Raw genomic sequence first — 20,361 nt, 5'->3', positions numbered from 1 at the left:
TCATTTCCCTATATATATGTTTTTATATCATTTTTACTTATTTTTTTAATAAAAGATTCTCCTATTTGTTTTAATAATATTATATTTAAACTATCACCCTTATTTTTCTTATCAAGACCTATAGTTTTTGCGAGTATCTCGTTATCCATCTCTGGCATTTCATATGATAAATTGAATTTTTTGATTATTTCTTCGAGAAGCTTAGTAGTTCCTTCTATAGTCATACCCATATCTTCGCTCTTTTTAGTAATATTGTACATACCTATTGCTACAGCCTCACCGTGAGTATACTTGTTATAATCATAGTATTTTTCTATAGCATGCCCTAAAGTGTGTCCAAAATTTAAGAGCATCCTTTCTCCATCATCTTTCTCATCTCGCTCGACTATATCCCTTTTTATCAAGCAACAATTTTGAATGATTTCTTCCATATTATTAAATAGTTCCTCTTCTCCTTTAATTTTCATTAGTTTATTAAACAATTCTTCATCTCTTATACATCCATATTTTATTACTTCAGCCATCCCGTCATATAAGAATCTTTTATCAAGTGTTTTTAAAACCTCTGGGTCAATAAACACTACCTCAGGATGATAAAAGCTACCAACAAGATTTTTACCTTCTAGTAAATTTACTGCAACTTTACCACCTACGCTACTGTCAATCTGAGCTAGAAGAGAAGTAGGTACTTGTATGAATGGTATTCCTCTAAGTAACGTAGAAGATACAAATCCTGCTAAATCTCCAACAACTCCTCCTCCAAAGGCAATTATCATATCTCCTCTAGATATTTCAAAGTCTAAAAGTTCCTTATATATATTTGTGGCAATATCTAGTGATTTGCTCTTTTCACCAGGCTGAATCACAATGGTTTTAGTTTCAAAATCATGGTTAGTCAAAGAGTTAATCATTTCTTCACCATATAACTTCTCAACATTTGAATCAGTTATAATAGCAATTTTTCTATTGTTGTATATTTTTTTTATTTCATTACCTATATTCTTTAAAATCCCTTTTTCTATAATTATAGAATATTGTTTTTGTGGAAGCTTTACTTCTAAAATAGACATATTAGCTTATTTCCTTTCTTTTTTGACTGCCTTTTGTAAATAGAAAATTTAATTTCTCTTTATCATTACTTATAATAGCCTTTTTAAAATTTGCTATGCTATTTTCAAATATTTCGATTTGCTTAAGTATATTTACACTATTATCCATAATAAGCTCTTGCCAAAGGTCTGAATTTATTATTGCCACTCTTGTAGCACCTTTATAGCTTCCTGAGACAAAACGCTTAGTATCTAGTCCTCTATTAGCGCAGTTGATTAAAGCTGAAGCAATTATATGAGGAAGCTGACTTGTATAAGCAATAATCTCATCATGTCTTTTTGGCTCTAATTTTATAATATTTGTACATCCAATCAACCTTATGATTTTTTCCATCTTTTCAATATTATCTTTCTTGTTTTCATTAATAGGTGTAATTAGATAATTTGCGTTATTAAAAATATTTTTATCAGCATACTCTAATCCCTGGCTTTCTCTCCCTGCCATTGGATGTCCTCCAATAAAATCTAAATCATCTCTGATATCTTTGTATATTTCTTTTATTAGTTTTTCCTTTATACCAGCTGTATCTGTTATAATTGCACCTGACTTAAAACTATCCATATTGTCCTTTACAAATTTAACGGTTAATTCTGGATATATACATGTAATTATTATATCAGATTTTTTTAAAGGAATCTCAGGATTAATATATCCTTTATCTATTATTTTCATTTCCTCAGCAGTTTTTATTACATCTACATCAATATCTATTCCCCAAATATTTTTAGGATTCAGCTTCTTTAGAGCCATTGCAAAAGAACCTCCAATAAGCCCAAGACCTACTATCGTAATATTAAAGTCTAATTTAGACAAGAGCACCACCCCTATATTTCTTTATTTTCTATATTTGCAAGTTTCTTTAATTTGCTTACCAAATCATTAAATCTCTCTGGTGTAATTGATTGCTGACCATCACATCTTGCATTTGCAGGATCATTATGGACTTCAACCATTAATCCATCTGCCCCTACTGCTAAAGCTGCTTTTGCTAACGGCTCTACTAACCACCATAACCCTGCTGCATGACTTGGATCTACTATTACTGGTAAATGGCTATGCTTTTTTATTACTGGTATAGCACTAAGGTCTAATGTATTTCTTGTATATTTTTCAAAGGTTCTTATTCCTCTTTCACAAAGTATAACATGCTCATTTCCCTCTGACATAATATACTCTGCAGCCATTAGTAACTCTTCGATTGTAGCTGACATTCCCCTTTTTAGTAGAATAGGTTTTTTTGTTTTTCCAACTTCTTTTAACAAATCGAAATTTTGCATATTTCTTGCACCAATTTGAATTACATCAACATCTTCAACAAATCTTTCTATTTTATCAGCAGACATAAGCTCTGTGACTATTGGAAGCCCCGTCTTCTCTCTAGCAAGTTTAAGAAGCTCCAATCCTTCCTCACGCATACCTTGAAAACTATAAGGAGATGTTCTTGGCTTAAATGCTCCTCCTCTTAAAAAGCTCGCTCCACTTTCTTTGATCTCTTCAGCAATGCTTATTAGTTGTTGCTTGCTTTCAACAGAGCAAGGCCCTGCTATAATAGAAAACTTACTTCCTCCAATCTGCTTATCTCCTATTTTTACAATTGTATCCTGAGGATGAAATATCCTATTTGCCTTTTTATAAGGTTCCTGAACAAATATTACTTTCTCCACATCTCTATTAGCCTGTATCTGAGACCTATCAATCTTACTTGTATCACCTACTAGTCCAAATACACTATAATTTTCACCTACTATTTCATGTGTTTGGCAACCTAAGCTTTCCATTTTATTTTTAAGTTTATTAATCGTTTCTATCGATGTTTTTGGCTTCATTACAATAATCATTTTTGTCTTCTCCTCTCATAATTAACTTCTTTATCTATCGTTCCCATGGGTTTTATAAACAAATAATATTTTCTGCAGAATATTATATATAAAAAAAAGAAGACTCGTACTAATGAGTCTTCTTGGTTTACTATATATGTTTAATAAAGGTCTATATTTGATAATTTATACCTTTAAGCCATATGCTAATAAATATTTACTCCTATTCTCATTAGAAAGATTTTTCCATATTTTATTACAAAACAAATAACCAACGCTAAAATAAAAGTAAAAATAATAGCCCCAGTAAAAAGCAAAAAAACTATAATATTGTTTTGCACTCATCTTTCTAATAAGTTTTTCCATTTTTATTTCCTCCAAGTTTTATATGCAAATGCATCTATAAAATCAAATCATTTTTTTTATTTCATAAAATTTATATTGAAATTGATTATATCAGATAAAAAAAAGAAGTCAATAACTTTTTAAAAATTTAAAAACTTTTTTAATTTATAAAATATTTTTAACACGATTAGAAAACAAATAATATTTGCTCTTAGTAAAAGCTATCATCTGCATTACACCTAAGTATAATTATCTATAATAGCTCTAGTTTTACACTAATTATCCAAAAAACCCAACTGTTTTTCCACAGTTGGGTGAGGTTGATGACAAAGTCATCTAGATAGCAGACTGTAGTAAGGGTTTAATTTCAAGGCGTGTTAAAATTGAGTAGCACAACGTCACTGAATTATTTTCCTTATTAATTACTAATATTTTAATTTTAAAGAAACTCAACCTCTTCGCAATATTGGATCATTTTTCTAATATGGTCTTTATCTAAACGTAACCAGTCAAATCCTAAAGCTTTTAAATGCATATTCGTTTTGTCAGACGTATTTACAAAATTAGTCTTATCATTAATATCAAACAACTCCGAATGTAGCAAGAAATCTTCTATATGTTTTTTTACTTTTGGATTATTATAATTATCATATAAATAATCTAAAAACAATTCTGTTTCCATTTTATTGAGTTTGTAGCTTAGTTCTGCTTGATTTATGAAATCACCAATCTTAGCTATGCTTGCTGTATTTGGATTTGACAAGTGATAAATCTCATTTATAGCTCCTTTTCTATTATAAAGTAATACAAATGCTTTGCGGACATTATCTACAAACGAAAAATCATATGAGTTAATATTTAAGGAAGGTACTGCTCCAATCTTCATCAAAGATTTTATCAAAGTATAAAACGCATTATCTTTTATATTTTCTTGGAACTTCCCTGTATCTGAATTAAACATTAGATTACCTATTCTGAATATACTTGTGTTTATTCCTTTATCTCTTGCTTCTATCACTAATTTTTCTGCTAAGAACTTTGTCTTTACATAAAAATTTTCTATCTCTTGACCCATGTCACAATCATACTCAGTAAATAGAACTATTTCTTTATCATTTATTTTTCCTGATGCAACACTCATTGTTGAAATATGTTTTAAATCTTTTATTTTTATATTAAGGGCAAAATCAATTAGTCTCTGAATACCAGCTACATTTATCTCATAAAAATCGCTATAAATTCCATAGTGTTTAACATTTGCTGCTGCGTTTATTATACAGTCAATTTTCTTACTTAATTTATAATAAATCTCTTCTGGTATACCAAATCTATCTTTAGTTAAATCTCCATTGATTATAATTATTCTATCCTTGTATATCTCATAAAGATTTTCACCAAAATAAAACTCCATTTTATCTCTTAATCTTTCTATAGCCTTGTCTTGATTTTCCCCTCTCATCAACGCGAAAACTTTACAATTTCTTGATGTTTTAAGAATTTCATAGAGCAAATTTACGCCCAAATAACCAGTAGCTCCTGTTAATAGGATGTTCTTGTATTTAATTTGCTCATGGATATCTTTATAATCAAATTTTCTGTTTATTTCTCTGTATCGATTGTATTCTTCTTTTGTATTCTCTGATAAATCTCTATTGTCACTATCTTTGTATACCTCTTTAATTTTACAAAATTTGTCTTTTAAATTATCTTCTTTCAATGTGAGTCTTTTTTCTAACTCACTAATTGTAGGATACTCAAAAATATCATTTGTATTTATTTCAAAATCAACTGCTAAACTCGAAACTACTCTAATAGCTTTTAATGAGTTCCCTCCAATTTCAAAGAAATTATCATTTATACCTACTTTATCTATACCTAGTTCCTTTTGCCACAAGTTTGCTATTTTATGTTGCATTTCGTTTGTTGGTGGTACATATTTTACTCCAGTATTTAATTTACTGCTTAGCTTGGATAAAGCTTTCCTGTCAATTTTACCAGTCGGCGTCAATGGCATCTTATCAAGCTGTACAAAGTAAGACGGAATCATATAATCAGGTATTTCCTTTAGAAGCTTTTCTCTTAATTTATGTACTGTAAGATTTTCACTTGCTATTACATATCCACATAAATATTTGTTTCCCGATTCATCTTCTTTTGCTAATACTACTGCTTCTCTAATCATCTCTTGTTTTAGAAGAAAACTTTCTACCTCCCCTAACTCTATTCTAAAACCTCTTATCTTGACTTGATAATCTTTTCTTCCTAAAAACTCTATATTACCGTCAGGTAACCATCTTGCTAGGTCTCCTGTTTTGTACATTTTTGTTCCTAGTGCAAATGGATTATCTACAAATTTCTTAGCTGTGAGCTCTTGTCTATTTAAATACCCTCTAGCTAATCCATCTCCGCTAACACACAACTCACCATAACAACCTATTGGTTTGAGCAAACCGTTTTCATATATTATATATGCATATGAGTTAGACACAGGCTTACCAATAGGTATAGAAGTATTGCATTCTCTTTCAAGAGAATATGTTGTTGAAAATGTTCCATTTTCTGTTGGTCCATATGCATTAATTATTTTAAGCTCCTTACAATTTGTCCTTATCATGCTAGCATGCTTTGGAGATAATACATCCCCACCTACTAGTAGATACCTTAAATCTTTAAACAAATCTACATTTTCCTCTGCCATTTGGTTGAGTAACTCTGGAGTGGAAAATATTATTGTAATGTTGTTTTCCACTATATATCTATGTAAAATATTTGTAATAACGACAGTTTCCTTTTTAGCTAGATGTAGCTCTAATCCGTTTAACAATGCTCCCCAAAGTTCAAATATTGAAGCATCAAATACTAAAGACCCCATTTGCAAAATTTTATCATCTTCTCTAAATTGCATATAATTAACACCCTTAACTAATCTGACAGCATTTCTGTGCTTGTTCATTACACCCTTTGGTTTTCCTGTTGTTCCAGATGTATAGATAATATAAGCTAGATTATCTGGATTTATCATGTTTTCTAGGTTAGTAAAATCATCACTATAAAACTTTCCTAGAGATAGCTGGAGTTTCTCCCCTTTATAATCTATATTTTCTAATAATTCTTTTTTGCCTAATAAAATCTTAGGCTTGCTATCTCCTAATATGTATTCTATTCTTTCTTTAGGATAGTTAGGATCTATTGGTAAATACGCTCCCCCTGCTTTTAAAATTCCTAACATACCTATAATCATCTCAATGGATTTATCTACAACTATTCCTACTATCGTATCTGCTTTTACTCCTTTTTTTCTTAGCTTTCTAGCCAAACTATTCGATTTTTGGTTTAGCTCTTTATATGTTATGTTATCTTCCTCAAAGACTACTGCTATTTTGTCTGGCAATTTTTCGACTTGCTCTTCAAATAACATACTGATAGTTTTGTTTCTTGGATATTCTTTTTTTGTACAATTAAACTCACATATTATTTGCTCTTTTTCTTGGCTGGATAACATGTTTATATCTGCTAAACTTATATTGGCATCATAGATTATTGTGTTCAAGATATTAATGTAATGTGATGCAAACCTTCTAATAGTTTCTACAGAAAATAGTTCTTTACAATATTCAAACTCTAGATGTATTTTTTCATTATTTTTAATTATATTTAACCCAATATCATATCTAGACTGTTTCTTATCAGCATAGTAATCATCTAATATGAGATTATCACAATTAGTATATTGCTCGTCTTGGAAAAGAAATATAGTATCAAATAGTCTACTACCGCTAATATTTCCTCTGAGTTTTAAAATGTCTGTTATATCCTCAAGCTGATAGTCTTGATTCTCATAAACATTTGATACATTTTGTTTTATTTCTACTAAGAAATCTATAAATTTTTTATCTTTATTTGGGTTAGTTCTTAAAGCTAGAGTATTATATTTATATACGCTATTTGTCATTTCTAGTTGCCTTAACATTACAGGCAACCCAATTATTATATCATTTTGCTCTGTATATTTATACAACAGAGTAGTATACCCAGCTAATAAAACATCATATAAGCTACTCTTTGTCTTTTTAACTATTTCTTCTAACCTTTTTATAAGATTTTTATTTAATTCAAGCTCTATTTTTCCTATATTGAAATTTTGAATCATGGACCTGTGATTATCTAAAGGCATATTTAGAGCCGGTGGTTGCACACTGAAAATTTTAAGCCAATACTCCTCTTGTTTTTTTATGCTAATGTCATTTTTTGATTCTGCAGTTACATATGAGTTCCTAAAAATATTTGCTAATCCTTTGCTAGAAAACTTACTTTTTTTTAAATGTTTATTTCTCATTGTCTAATCCTCCATTTTAATGTGTATTTGAGTTTATTGTTTGACAGTTAATTTAACTGAAATATAGAACACACCTCCTGTTAATTATTCCAATATAGATTATTCTAATAGTGAGTTTGTTCCATTAATAATTTGATTATTGGTATTAAAATAGAGGGCTGTTAATTAATCAGCCCTCTTACTTGTGCTTGTATATATCTTCTTTTACATTTTCAATATACCTAGTCTATTATAACTATCCCATCTATAATCAAATTAAAACATTTTACTATTTCAACTAAATTATCTATTACCAAATCTAAATTAATTCCTTTTCTGTCCATAACCGTTTTAACGGTACCTTATATCTTTTATGAATTTTTCATCAATTCATATTCCTCTCTAGTAAGAAAATCTCTTGATTTCAAATATTCTGGGATGATTTGCTCTTTATCATCTATAATAATCTGAGCAAAATTCTTTCTTATTATCAGCTCATAAATACTTTTATTATGATTAAGTTCTCCTATAAAACGGAAGTGTATGTTCATACTTTTATCTAGATTAGATATATCTAAAAGGGAGAGCATACGACAACATTTACCTTTAAATGCCCTCTCTGGATCAATCCCTATAATATCATCATTATTAAATATAAAATCTATATGAAATACATCTCCTTTCATATACAAATCTGACTGGCAAAATTCATTGATATATTGTCTATATTGATTACCTCTTGAAATACGTGAAAATTCCTCTAATTCATCTACAAATGTTAAGAATTCTGATACCCCAAACAAATCTTTCATAGTAAATCCATCACAGGTATGGTCACTTATAGCTTTTAGTATATCTTGTTTAGCACCTAAACTCGCCATACTCTCTAAATCAACTACTAATTCATCACCTTTATAATGATAATTCATTGTTTTAAACGCCCTTAGAGTATTCATAAGAAGATACGCACTCATTATTCCATGCTGATACGTCTCAAAATCATTTGCATATCTAAGACGTTGAGCTGGCATATGCTTTAATACAGTATTAACTTTAACTTCATTAGCATCACTATCTTTTATGGACTCCTTAATAGAGTTTATTAAGGCATCCATATCATCTTCTTGTACAAATTTTTCTCGTTCTTGTTTAATTTTATCCTTATCTTCATCTTTTTTGGTTATCGTAATATCGCAACTTATATCATCCCCAATAAAATCAATAAAACTCTTAATAAACTGTACTTGCTCATTGTTATAGCTAAAATCAAATTCATCAAATGTTTTAATGGAAAAATTTGGCAATATCTTGCCTATTGAAGCATTTATACGGTTAATTTTTTTTATTGGATACCCTAAATCATGAGTAAGTGCGGAAATACAACGAACTGATTGACTCATCTTAACCATTTTTTCAGTTGCTCTTATTGAATCGATAGCTTTCGGTCCTAATATATCTACAATCTCTTCATCCTGAGATAGTTCACTTATCATTTTAACAAGCCTCATAGCTTTATCTATACCTTCTTTAACAACAGGATAAAATTCGTCTTTATAATAAATATATTCTCCAAGGAAATAAACCCATAAGCAATGAAGTGTGTGGTCTCTGTAAAAAGAATCAGTTGCGAATATGAGTTCTTCAAACTCCACATATTTATCAAAATAGCTAAAAAGATTTTCATATCCTACCTTGTCCACATGAATAAAACTCATTGCTGCTTCAAATAAAATCTTCCATAAATCTTTTGCTACGCCGATACGATTATGTATTTGCTCTTCTTTCTTTAATCTCTGAATATAAACTTTGATTTTATTCTTTATTTGTGTCTTTCCTTTTAGAAACTCCACACCATCCTTTTCTATCATCTCCAAATAAAAATTTAACACTGTTTCCTCATTTACTCTAGCCACTGTAACACCCTTCCTATGATATGATAAAATATTGACTTTTGATATAATGCTCTCCTTTTAATCTATTATAGTATAATCAAAGTTAAAATAATAGAGTTATAACACAAATAGAGTGTTAAGAACACCCCATTACACGCTGTCTTATGTTTACAGAACATCAACATCTACTTGAGAATTAGTGTATTGTTTAGGATATCATTTCATTAGATACTTGAAATATATTTATAGCAATACTATATAATTCATAAATTATTAACCTTAATCAATTTGTTAGATATCTTATAGCCTCTTAATTAAATTCATTAATCAAAATAGCACAAAATATCACTCTTTATTTAATATAAACTGATATACTTGTAATAATCTTAACTAAACTGATTAATAATATGGAGGAATAAAAATGGAAAAATTACTTAAATATTATACTGACCATGGAATAATGACAGAAGTGAAGAATATGAAACATATGGTTAATGGATTACCTAGAGATATTGAATGCATTGTATCTACTATACAAAATATTTTTTTGCATCAATTTTGGGCTGAAAGATATGGCATAAAACTGACAAAAGAACAAAAAAATGAACCTTTGCTTAGAAGTGTTGAAGAAAAACTTATTCATTTGCAAAGTATAGGATACAGTCACATCACACAAGAAAAAGAGTTAAAAGATAAAATGATATCAATATGTAGAGATTTTTCAGTTATGGGTGTCGCTCTTTGTAGAGAGGTAGGCATACCTGCAAGAGCTAGGTGTGGCTTTGCAACATATTTTGAAAAAGGCAAATATATTGACCATTGGGTTATTGAATATTGGAATGAACAAGAAAACAGATGGGTGATTGTTGATGCTCAACTAGATGATCTTCAAAAAAAATCACTTGACATAAAATTCAATTCACTAGATATAAGTGAAGATTACTTCATTACTGGATCAAAAGCATGGGAAATGTGTCGTCAAGGTAAAGCTAATCCAGAATTATTCGGTATTTTTACGTGGTGGGGATATGATTATTTGATATGCAATCTACTACTCGATGCTAATTCACTATTAAAGATACCTATGCAACCTTGGGATAAATGGCAAGGTTATAAAAATACTCCTATTTCAGAATGGACTGAAAAAGATTATTTAGCTATGGACCAATTAGCAAAATACGTATCGCATGTAAATAATAATTTTGATGATTTATACACTTATATCCAAAAAAATGATAAGATAAAAGTTCCAGAGGGTTTAAACAAAGTTACTATATTTTAGTTAGGATGGTATTAAAATGTCGTATATGAGAGCACTAGCAAGAGCACTTCGTTATATAGAAGATCATTTGAATGATTGTATTGATTTGTCTATTGTTGCTAAAGAAGCGGGATATTCTACCTATCACTTTCATCGTATATTTAAAGGGATAGTAGGAGATTCAATCAAGGAATATATTAGAAAAAGGAGAATAACTGAAGCTGCTAAAGAATTAGCCTATACAAATAAATCAATTATCGATATAGGAATAAAATATGGTTATCAATCGAGGGAATCATTTAGTAGAGCCTTTGAAAAAGTATACGGAAGAACACCTTTTCAAGTAAAAAAGGAAGGACTACTTTACTCTATTCGAGAACCTATGACTTATGATTATATGTTATTTGAGTTTAATCGCAAAACAAGAGGTATGAAACCAGTATTTGAGCAAATACCAGAGCGTCTTGTAGTAGGAAAAAAATATATAGTAAAAAGCGACGGAAGTAACTATCAAGATATACCTTTGCTGTGGAATAAATGGTTAAAGGAAAAATCTTGGCAGCAAATTCAAGAAAAAAAATATGATAGTCAATCCCTTGGTATATGTATATTCTCTGAAGAAATAACATTTGAATATATGATTGCTTATGAAGTTGAGTCTATAAAGCATATACCAAAAAATATGTTTATGCACAAACTCCCTAAATCTCAATATGCGGTGTTTAGAACAATAGGCCCTCTAACAGAAAGTGTTCAAAAAACATGGGACTATATTTACACAGTTTGGCTAAACGAATCTCAGTACAAACATGCTGGATCCCATGACATTGAAAGATACTTCTGGTCTGAAGGAGAAATAGTTGCAGATATATGCATTCCAATCATAAAAAAATAAATTTATTATATCTTTTATTTACAAATATTGATTTATTAATTTTCCGCTTCCTTCAACTAAAAAATGCTCCATACACATGTAATGATTTTGCTATTTCTAGTCAATTATCAAATATTATTTAACAGTGTTTTATATTCTAACTACCGTGGAATCCATCCTGTAAATATAATATATATGATATTATACTTGCAATTAAATAATAGAGTAATAGCACATAATTGGCTTCTATTACATAACCATTATGTGCTATAATATTTATTTTTCATCAATTAAACCCAATAGCCTATATTAAGCTTAAGATTTGTTGAAAACCGACTTATTATGTTTAATCTTGATTTATAAATTAATTCTCATATACTCCCTATTGATTTAATGCTACTATTGATTTTAAATGCATAGGGAGAAAATCCATCATTATGGATTGAGTTACCATTTCACTTGAAATCATATTATCACGTATATCAAGATTATTACCACTTATTATCATTATCCCTTCGCCTTGCTGGCTACTGATTGTATTTCCTACTATTTGTGTGAAATCTGATGCACTATTTATTATACCATTGTCTATTACATTTATTGTATTATAATTAATCACATTTCTATTTGATGCTTCAAAAACATTAACACCTACTTGAGAATTGGTGAATGTGTTGTTTAGAACATCATTATCATTGGATATTTGGAATAGATTTATTGCAAGAGTAGTATCATTCATAAAATTATTCTCTTTAATCAAATTGTTAGAAGGCCCTGAAAATAATACAATAGAAAATTGGTTAGTATCAAATACATTATCTACAATTCCATTGAATGTAGATGTAAATAACAATTCCAAGCCCTCGCTATTATTAGACATTTGATTTTGAACTACACTATTATTATTACAAGAATCCATTGAAATAGCTGCAAATCCACTTCTTTTAATTGTACAATTTGTAACTCTATTGTTGTTTGAAGAAATAAACCTAATACCATATTCAGACGACGATGATATATTACACTTGTATATTGAACTACGTTGTGTTGATCTTATTTGAACACCACTTATACAATTATTTATATTAAGATTCATCAGATTGACATTGCTAGTAGCTGATAAATCTACTCCATTAGCAAACCCATAAATAGTATAATCTAATATCTGAATATTACTTTGATTTGCAATTCTTATTCCTGAACCCGTTGAGCCTGTTAGAGTAAAATCCATACCCAAAAGTAACACATCACTTATTAATATCTCTATATTATTTGTTATATCTTCATTGATTACCGCTATCCTACCTTCTGGATACCAAGAAGCAACGTTAGTTGGTTGTCCATCAAGTAACCATCCGTTGTTATTTAATGTTAACAATAAAATCACTCCATATCAATATTTTGTCTTTCGTTACATATTATTCATTATAATAGTGAATTGGGATAGTATCTTTTGACTATATTTCATAAATATGAATTAAGTGAACTTGACAAAGCAATGTATTTATTAATAATGAAATTGGTAGGTCAATCTATGTTTCTGTGAATCAAGTATTATAACCTCGGGTAGATATATTAAAACTTAAGTTCTTGTTTAGTGTATATCATGTTTTGTCCATTTTTATGTAACAATTTTGTTACTTTGTCCATATTTTATACTGAACCCACTTGCTCTAATAATTCTAATAAGGAGCTGTGAAAAATGAAACGTGTAAAATATGATTGTAAATGTGTGGATTCAGATTATACTCCATTTATAAAAAATAAAGCTCGTGTTTTTCTTCCAGTGCCTCTAAATTCAATAGAACCAGTTTTTGCCCAAATTGATGACGGTAATCTATCTTTTGAATTAACTAAACCAGGACCAATACAGCTTCAAAGTGATTCTGATATTTTTGAACATGGTGGCTTCACACTAACTAGCACTCAAATAACTAATGATACTCTTAACTTTCCTGATGTAGGTGTTTATAAAATGGATATAAATCTTAAGTATTATTTTATACCACATAAAGAATTTGGCACTCTAGGTAATTTCTATCAAGTAGTTATTGGAATAGTAGGGGTTAATATTGGTCAGTTTATACCTGAATTGGTAATCAATACAGGAATACCAACCATAGCTTCCGATGTTGTTGGGCAAACATTATCAAACACTATTATTTTGAATATTACAGAAACAAATGCAGCTATTTGGTTGAATTTAAAAAGTTTTAACTTTAAATTATCGTTTAAAAACAAAATTAATATATATAGCACTACTATAAATGTTGTTAAGTTATTAGATAGACCACTAACATGGTAAAGTTTGTCTTAGATTATCCCTTGTTTCGTAGTTACGTGACAAGTAAACAAATCAATTTCGAAATCATATATGAATATACACTTTTGAATATTAAAAAGGAGCTGTTGCACTACTTATGCACAGCCCCTTTTAGATTATTTTATTTTATGTGTAGCTAATTTGAGTTGCTGGAAATAGTGTTGTTCCCCATACAGCTATTTTCATATTATTAGTTAATGGCATGTTCTTTTCATCAACTATGACTCTTATAGGATCCCAAATCAATCCAGTATACTCAAAAGCGTAAGCTCTTATATTTTTTGCATTTGCTGGTAAATCTATTGTTTCTACAAAATGAGCTGTTCTATCAGCACCGCTTCCTCTCCACTCTTTTGGAGTTAGCACTTCTTTTCCTTGTGCATCATAAGATACTTCATCCCATTTTACATAAAATCTTGCAACATATCCTCCGTTATGATCTATTGTTAATTTTCCTCTGCTATATTCAGTAGAAGTTGTTTCTACATAATCTGTAGAGTTATGAACTGCTGCTAATGAATTGTCTTTGAGGAAAGAGCTTGTGTAAGAAATAGGATATCCAGGATTTTTAAGACTAAAAGTCGCATTATCCTTAATTATATTTCTTACTTCATTAAAGTCAGTAGTTATAAGTTTATTGTGCTCTTGGGCATCTCCACCTAAAACAACTACAGAGAATGAGCTGTTTTCAGCTATATTTTCAAATTCTGTATTTCCTTTTATAGATTGTCCTTTTAATAAAGCTTTAAAAGTAGCTTCTACTTTATTGCTTGAAGAACTTGTTTTTAGAACAACATATACAGTTCTACCATACGCAACATTTGATACCATAACTGGTGGTGAATTATCACTTACCCCTTTACCTTGAAGCTCTTTAAATGTAACATCAGAACCAAATAAATCTGAAGGATTATTAGGTAACTGAGCACTTACTGTATAGAATATTTGCTTATATGAAGCAACCATACATTTTTCTTCACCCTTCATAATAGCCCCAAAATCAATACCTAGCTTTTTGTCTACTAAATCAATATCAACATTCAATCCCATTTTAAGTTGATTTTTACTATGAACCATAGTTTCAGTATATTGAGTTCTTGCTGGCAAAGTGTGAGTCTCAGAATTTTTTGCAGCCCATCTGTCTATTAGTTTTTGTATTGCTCCATTAACTGTACCATATGATGGATTTTCAACTAATATTGTGCTGTTGTTTTCTAATCCTGGTAAGTCAATACTAATATTAATAGGCTTTCTTTCAGCCATTAACGCTGTTGGTCTATTCTTAGCAAATTCTCCATCAGCTAATAACAATGCTCCTGGATACGTACGATCCATTATCGAGTCTACTACCGAGATATCTACAGGATTGCCTCCTAAAGATCTCTTAGTGTGCTCTAAAACTATAAACTTACCATTCTCACTATAACCTTCCTTTGGCACAACACTTTCAATAACATCTCCTTGGTTTGCCAAAATTTCATACTTATTGTAATCAAGGTTAGCAATTCCTTTGTCAACACTATTCTGTGTTGCTGTTGCAGTTGCTACTGGCTGAGCGACTGCTAATGCAGGTTGTGCTCCAACACAAATTGACAGCACCATACCCATAACAATTTTTTTTACTTTTGATGACTTCATCTTTAACATAATAACCCTCCTCTACTTATAAATTTTTATTTTAATAAAAAGGACTTCTTGTTGCTTATATAGATTCTACATCCTTTGAAGATTAATACCTTAATAATTGTCTCAATGAGTTTTATCTAAAATTTTAAACAAGTTTAACACTATGAGCAGGGAATAAAGTAGTTCCCCATACGGCTACTTGTATGTTATTTGTTAAAGGAAGATTTTTCTCATCTAATATTACTCTCCATGGTTCCCATAAAACAAATGTAGCCTCATGCGCATAAATGTTAATATTTTTTGCATTTGCTGGTAAATCAATAACCGTTGTGTAATGTGCAGTTCTAACGTAAGCATTGCCATCCCAGTTTTTATGTGTTAATTTTTCATTACCTTTATCATCGTAGCTTACCTCATCCCATGATACAAAAAATCTAGCTACATAACCCCCACTATGATCTATAGAAATTTTTCCTTTGCTATATTGCGTAGAAGTTGTTTCTACATAATCTGTAGAGTTATGAACTGCTGCTAATGAATTGTCTTTGAGGAAAGAACTTGTGTAAGAAATAGGATATCCAGGATTTTTAAGACTAAAAGCTGCATTATCCTTAATTATATTTCTTACTTCATTAAAGTCAGTAGTTATAAGTTTATTGTGTTCTTGAGCATCTCCACCTAAAACAACTACAGAGAATGAGCTGTTTTCAGCTATATTTTCAAATTCTGTATTTCCTTTTATAGATTGTCCTTTTAATAAAGCTTTAAACGTAGCTTCTACTTTATTGCTTGAAGAACTTGTTTTTAGAACAACATATACAGTTCTACCATACGCAACATTTGATACCATAACTGGTGGTGAATTATCACTTACTCCTTTACCTTGAAGCTCTTTAAATGTAACATCAGAACCAAATAAATCTGAAGGATTATTAGGTAACTGAGCACTTACTGTATAGAATATTTGCTTATATGAAGCAACCATACATTTTTCTTCACCCTTCATAATAGCCCCAAAATCAATACCTAGCTTTTTGTCTACTAAATCAATATCAACATTCAATCCCATTTTAAGTTGATTTTTACTATGAACCATAGTTTCAGTATATTGAGTTCTTGCTGGCAAAGTGTGAGTCTCAGAATTTTTTGCAGCCCATCTGTCTATTAGTTTTTGTATTGCTCCATTAACTGTACCATATGATGGATTTTCAACTAAAATTGTGTTATCATCTTCTAGTCCTGGTAAGTCAATACTAATATTAATTGGCTTTCTTTCAGCCATTAACGCTGTTGGTCTATTCTTGACAAATTCTCCATCAGCTAATAATAATGCTCCTGGATACGTACGATCCATTATTGAATCTACTACTGAGATATCCACAGGATCGCCCCCTAAAGACTTCTTAGTATGCTCTAAAACTATAAACTTACCATTCTCACTAAGACCTTCCTTTGGTACGACATTTTCAATAACATCTCCTTGGTTTGCTAAAACTTCATACTTGTTGTAATCAAGATTAGCAATACCTTTGTCAACACTATTCTGTGTTTCTGTTGCAGTTACCACTGGCTCAGCGACTGCTAAAGCAGGTTGTGCTCCAACACAAATTGACAGCACCATACCCATAACAATTTTTTTTACTTTTGATGACTTCATCTTTAACATAATAACCCTCCTTATTTGGAAAATTTTTGCCGTAATAAAACGACCTCTTGTTTGCTCAACTCGAAACTGTACTCTGTCAATGTGCTAAAGGTTTAATATGCAAAAGCATAAAAGTATCAGACAATATACAGGAAGCAATTTTTATGATATAAATATACATTATTTAAGTTCTTAAATCAATATACTAGGCGCATATATGTTATAATAAGGATTAAAAAGGTAGTTACTAAAAATATATATTTTTCATACCTAAAATTGACAACAAAAGCATTGAAGCTAGTATTAAAGCATACTGAGGGGAGAAACATATGAGAATATTAGTTGGACAACCAATACATGAAGTGGGTATTTTACAGCTGAGAAATGAAGTTTTAGATAATAATACACAATTGATTTTATATCCAGAAGGATATTTGGAAAATGAAAAAGAACTAGAAGAAGCATGTAAGTTAGCTAAAGAACGCATGATTACAATAATATCATCATATCGTAAAGACAATAAAGACAGAGCAGTAATAATAAACAATAACGGTGAAAAAATTTTAGAAAGAGATAAGACACCAAAAGAAGATGAGGCTATATTGATACCACCATTGGTTATTGATAGTAATGGATTAAAGATAGGCTATATATTGTGCATGGAAATACTAAAAGGCGAACGAGATTTGGCTAATATAACAGATAAAATAGACCTAATCTTTCACCCAATAGGGGTAGGAATGTTTAGTGATGCTCAATACGAATTGTGGATTAATCTAGCTAAAAAAATAGCTAAAAGATATAGTACGATGGTAATAGGAACAAGTCATGCAGATGGTTCTTATAGAAACTGTGGAGTATCTATTCCAATTTCTTATTGCATAGACGAAAATGGAGAATGTATATATATCTCTAAATCAGATACTAGGTCTTGGGTATTTGATTATGCCATAAAAAAAATAGAGATACTCAACAAACGAATCTAGACTTCTAAAAACTCTCTTAGGAGAGTTTTATTATCTGTAAAATTTTACAACGTAAATATTAAAGTGTAATAATATATAATATTGCAACACTGTTATTGAATTTGTGATTTTTGCAATGATTTGTATAATATAGAAATCCTATTTAACGTCATATCATTAAAATACAATTCCCAAATGTGTTAACATACATAGCATAAAACAAACATGGACATATATAAGAATTAACCAGTTACTTTTGATAAATTGACTATATCTTCTAGTTCTTGTAGCTTTGATATTTGATAAGTTGGTTTTGTGCTAAAAGTATTTTTTATCCTACTAGGATTATACCAACAAGTATCAATACCAAAGTTAGCTCCACCTTTTATATCTGACTGTATTCTATCACCGACCATTAGAATTTTGCTTTTATCTGTGTAATTGATATTTTTTAGTGCTATATTAAATATTTCGGTATCTGGTTTAGTAACGCCAACCTCTTCTGATATAACTATTTTTTCAAAATATTTAGCAACTTCAGATTGCCTAATTCTTTTATTTTGTACGCATTTAAGTCCATTGGTGATTATTATCATTTTACAGTTATCATTTAGAATATTTAAGGTCTCTTTTGCCCCTTTTATTAAATATGAACCGTTTGCCAAATATTTCAAGTATGACTTCGCAAATTTTTCAGCATCATTATCAATGTTTAATGCACGTAAATATCTATTAAATCTCTCTATTTTTAGCTCTTCTTGTGTTATTAGCCCTTTTTCTAGTTCTTCCCAAATATTTTTATTTATTTCTTTATATATATTTAGATGATAATCTTCATTATAATTTATACCAAATTCTATCATTGTTTTCTCTAAAGCATATTTTTCAGTTTTCTTAAAATCAAACAATGTTTCATCAGCATCAAATAATATTACTTCATATTTCATATAATACTCCTTGTCTATTTTGTCTTTCTGTTTTATATTATATAATATCTAGATTGTTTTTCAACCAAAATCTGTTTATATTTAAATTTGTCAATATGTATTTCTTAGTTTTTGGTTAATATGTTATACTATGTATCACTGAAATATTAATATCTCTAATACACTTATATTTAAATATCTTTACTTACGTAAAAAAACAACTAAATAGATTTTAGCTGTTTTTAATACACTAAACTAAATTATTTAGTTGCAATATCTATATCCATATCTCCTAAATCTGTTGAAATAGTAGTGCTTCTTACCGATCTAAATCCGTTGTCTATCATAGACTCAGCTATTTTACCTCTTGGGAAATTCAAAGAACATGAACTCTTTAAATTTGCAGTAAGCATTTGTATTATTGGCTCTTTAGGATATGTCCCTTCATTATATATTCCATCGCCAAAATATACAAAAGTTCCTCCATCATTAAGAGAATCATAAACTTTTTTCACAATGCCATCAAGCTTTTGCTGATAAAAATTAAATGTGAGACTAGCCCAAACTAAATCATAATTATAGCCTATATCGTCTACTAGATAGTCCCCACCTATTACCTGTATTCTATCACTTAAATTATTTGCTTCTACATATTCTTTTGCCACTTTGGCAACAGCTTTTTGATCCATTATCACCGCCCTAAGATTAGGATGATTTTTTACCAAATTAATCGAAACCATTCCTGCTCCTGCTCCTAAATCCAACATTCTATTGATATTATTATATTCAGGTAATTTTGATATAATTGATTGTGCAACCCTAGCTACTCCTAATCTTTGATAAACAGCGCCTATCCTAGTTTGTCTCTCCCATATTTCATCAGAACTAATATTCATAACTTTTGATGGCCCATTATTTATTAAATCTCTAAGATTATCTAAAGACATATCTGACCATATTCTATTAGCCAGAAAAAACTCTCCAAGATAATCCTCATGATTACTTATGAACATTTCATTAAATAATTCAGTATTACTATATAATCCTTTGTCTTTACTTAAAAAATTCATTGAGCACAACGCATCCAAAAATATAGATGTATTTATTTCATGTAAATTATGTAATTTAGCTATCTCTACTGATGTTTTAGGATTTTTTAAATCATCGAATAATTTCATTTCGATAGCCAATATAAACAGCTTCTCTTTAATGGGACTATAAGCAATATCCCATAACTCTTTTAATTCCTTATTCATATACAT

Annotated in this window: 15 protein-coding genes; 4 read left to right on the top strand and 11 right to left on the bottom strand. The window is 29.6% G+C overall.

Annotation, left to right across the window (positions count from 1 at the left end; translation table 11 throughout):
- Positions 1-8: 8 nt before the first annotated feature.
- The 6 genes from aroB to P3X86_RS00460 all read right to left on the bottom strand — a co-directional run bounded on the left by aroB (position 9) and on the right by P3X86_RS00460 (position 9,500).
- Positions 9-1,070: a 3-dehydroquinate synthase gene (aroB, locus tag P3X86_RS00485; protein WP_483290657.1), complete on the bottom strand. Its 1,062-nt coding sequence runs from the start codon at positions 1,068-1,070 to the stop codon at positions 9-11.
- Position 1,071: 1 nt separating this feature from the next.
- Positions 1,072-1,923 carry a prephenate dehydrogenase gene (locus P3X86_RS00480; RefSeq protein WP_483290656.1) on the bottom strand — a complete coding sequence of 284 codons (852 nt, stop codon included), beginning with the start codon at positions 1,921-1,923 and terminating at the stop codon, positions 1,072-1,074.
- An 11-nt stretch (positions 1,924-1,934) separates the two neighbouring features.
- The gene (aroF, locus tag P3X86_RS00475) at positions 1,935-2,948 is read right to left on the bottom strand and encodes a 3-deoxy-7-phosphoheptulonate synthase (protein WP_483290655.1); all 1,014 of its coding nucleotides are present in this window, start codon (positions 2,946-2,948) and stop codon (positions 1,935-1,937) included.
- Between the two features lie 165 nt (positions 2,949-3,113).
- Positions 3,114-3,293 (bottom strand): hypothetical protein, encoded by a 180-nt coding sequence (locus P3X86_RS00470; RefSeq protein WP_483290654.1) that lies wholly within the window; start codon positions 3,291-3,293, stop codon positions 3,114-3,116.
- A gap of 418 nt (positions 3,294-3,711) precedes the next feature.
- A complete protein-coding gene (locus P3X86_RS00465) occupies positions 3,712-7,608 on the bottom strand; it encodes a non-ribosomal peptide synthetase family protein (RefSeq protein WP_483290653.1) in 3,897 nt (1,298 codons plus the stop codon).
- Between the two features lie 350 nt (positions 7,609-7,958).
- Entirely contained in the window at positions 7,959-9,500 is a 1,542-nt protein-coding gene (locus P3X86_RS00460; protein WP_483290652.1) for a hypothetical protein, read from the bottom strand.
- A gap of 400 nt (positions 9,501-9,900) precedes the next feature.
- Between P3X86_RS00460 and P3X86_RS00455 the strand changes: the two genes are divergently transcribed.
- Both P3X86_RS00455 and P3X86_RS00450 read left to right on the top strand, forming a co-directional pair.
- Entirely contained in the window at positions 9,901-10,761 is an 861-nt protein-coding gene (locus tag P3X86_RS00455; protein WP_483290651.1) for a transglutaminase-like domain-containing protein, read from the top strand.
- A 16-nt stretch (positions 10,762-10,777) separates the two neighbouring features.
- The gene (locus P3X86_RS00450; RefSeq protein ID WP_483290650.1) at positions 10,778-11,635 is read left to right on the top strand and encodes an AraC family transcriptional regulator; all 858 of its coding nucleotides are present in this window, start codon (positions 10,778-10,780) and stop codon (positions 11,633-11,635) included.
- A gap of 361 nt (positions 11,636-11,996) precedes the next feature.
- On the opposite strand, the gene P3X86_RS00445 is transcribed toward P3X86_RS00450, so the two are convergent.
- Positions 11,997-12,992: a NosD domain-containing protein gene (locus P3X86_RS00445; protein WP_483290649.1), complete on the bottom strand. Its 996-nt coding sequence runs from the start codon at positions 12,990-12,992 to the stop codon at positions 11,997-11,999.
- A gap of 324 nt (positions 12,993-13,316) precedes the next feature.
- Between P3X86_RS00445 and P3X86_RS00440 the strand changes: the two genes are divergently transcribed.
- Positions 13,317-13,919, top strand: coding sequence for a hypothetical protein (locus P3X86_RS00440; RefSeq protein ID WP_483290648.1), 603 nt, complete (start codon positions 13,317-13,319; stop codon positions 13,917-13,919).
- Positions 13,920-14,063: 144 nt separating this feature from the next.
- On the opposite strand, the gene P3X86_RS00435 is transcribed toward P3X86_RS00440, so the two are convergent.
- Positions 14,064-15,584 carry a thiol-activated cytolysin family protein gene (locus P3X86_RS00435; RefSeq protein ID WP_483290647.1) on the bottom strand — a complete coding sequence of 507 codons (1,521 nt, stop codon included), beginning with the start codon at positions 15,582-15,584 and terminating at the stop codon, positions 14,064-14,066.
- A gap of 124 nt (positions 15,585-15,708) precedes the next feature.
- Positions 15,709-17,229 carry a thiol-activated cytolysin family protein gene (locus P3X86_RS00430; RefSeq protein WP_483290646.1) on the bottom strand — a complete coding sequence of 507 codons (1,521 nt, stop codon included), beginning with the start codon at positions 17,227-17,229 and terminating at the stop codon, positions 15,709-15,711.
- Between the two features lie 308 nt (positions 17,230-17,537).
- Between P3X86_RS00430 and P3X86_RS00425 the strand changes: the two genes are divergently transcribed.
- On the top strand, positions 17,538-18,194 hold the full coding sequence (locus tag P3X86_RS00425) for a carbon-nitrogen hydrolase family protein (RefSeq protein ID WP_483290645.1): 657 nt from the start codon (positions 17,538-17,540) through the stop codon (positions 18,192-18,194).
- A 221-nt stretch (positions 18,195-18,415) separates the two neighbouring features.
- Here P3X86_RS00425 and P3X86_RS00420 read toward each other — a convergent pair whose 3' ends face one another.
- Both P3X86_RS00420 and P3X86_RS00415 read right to left on the bottom strand, forming a co-directional pair.
- Entirely contained in the window at positions 18,416-19,120 is a 705-nt protein-coding gene (locus P3X86_RS00420; protein ID WP_483290644.1) for a YjjG family noncanonical pyrimidine nucleotidase, read from the bottom strand.
- 239 nt (positions 19,121-19,359) lie between these two features.
- Positions 19,360-20,355, bottom strand: coding sequence for a methyltransferase (locus P3X86_RS00415; RefSeq protein WP_483290643.1), 996 nt, complete (start codon positions 20,353-20,355; stop codon positions 19,360-19,362).
- Positions 20,356-20,361: the final 6 nt, after the last annotated feature.

Source organism: Abyssisolibacter sp. ZYX002 (assembly GCF_056892235.1).
The sequence above is the reverse complement of the archived record's forward strand: the minus strand, read 5'-3'. Positions and strand labels throughout refer to the sequence as shown.

What these genes read in the sequence shown, in the direction of transcription:
- aroB (WP_483290657.1), bottom strand. Translation starts at nt 1,070, where the DNA reads ATGTCTATTTTAGAAGTAAAGCTTCCACAAAAACAATATTCTATAATT.
- aroF (WP_483290655.1), bottom strand. Translation starts at nt 2,948, where the DNA reads ATGATTATTGTAATGAAGCCAAAAACATCGATAGAAACGATTAATAAA.
- P3X86_RS00470 (WP_483290654.1), bottom strand. Translation starts at nt 3,293, where the DNA reads ATGGAAAAACTTATTAGAAAGATGAGTGCAAAACAATATTATAGTTTT.
- P3X86_RS00465 (WP_483290653.1), bottom strand. Translation starts at nt 7,608, where the DNA reads ATGAGAAATAAACATTTAAAAAAAAGTAAGTTTTCTAGCAAAGGATTA.
- P3X86_RS00455 (WP_483290651.1), top strand. Translation starts at nt 9,901, where the DNA reads ATGGAAAAATTACTTAAATATTATACTGACCATGGAATAATGACAGAA.
- P3X86_RS00450 (WP_483290650.1), top strand. Translation starts at nt 10,778, where the DNA reads ATGTCGTATATGAGAGCACTAGCAAGAGCACTTCGTTATATAGAAGAT.
- P3X86_RS00440 (WP_483290648.1), top strand. Translation starts at nt 13,317, where the DNA reads ATGAAACGTGTAAAATATGATTGTAAATGTGTGGATTCAGATTATACT.
- P3X86_RS00435 (WP_483290647.1), bottom strand. Translation starts at nt 15,584, where the DNA reads ATGTTAAAGATGAAGTCATCAAAAGTAAAAAAAATTGTTATGGGTATG.
- P3X86_RS00430 (WP_483290646.1), bottom strand. Translation starts at nt 17,229, where the DNA reads ATGTTAAAGATGAAGTCATCAAAAGTAAAAAAAATTGTTATGGGTATG.
- P3X86_RS00425 (WP_483290645.1), top strand. Translation starts at nt 17,538, where the DNA reads ATGAGAATATTAGTTGGACAACCAATACATGAAGTGGGTATTTTACAG.
- P3X86_RS00420 (WP_483290644.1), bottom strand. Translation starts at nt 19,120, where the DNA reads ATGAAATATGAAGTAATATTATTTGATGCTGATGAAACATTGTTTGAT.
- P3X86_RS00415 (WP_483290643.1), bottom strand. Translation starts at nt 20,355, where the DNA reads ATGAATAAGGAATTAAAAGAGTTATGGGATATTGCTTATAGTCCCATT.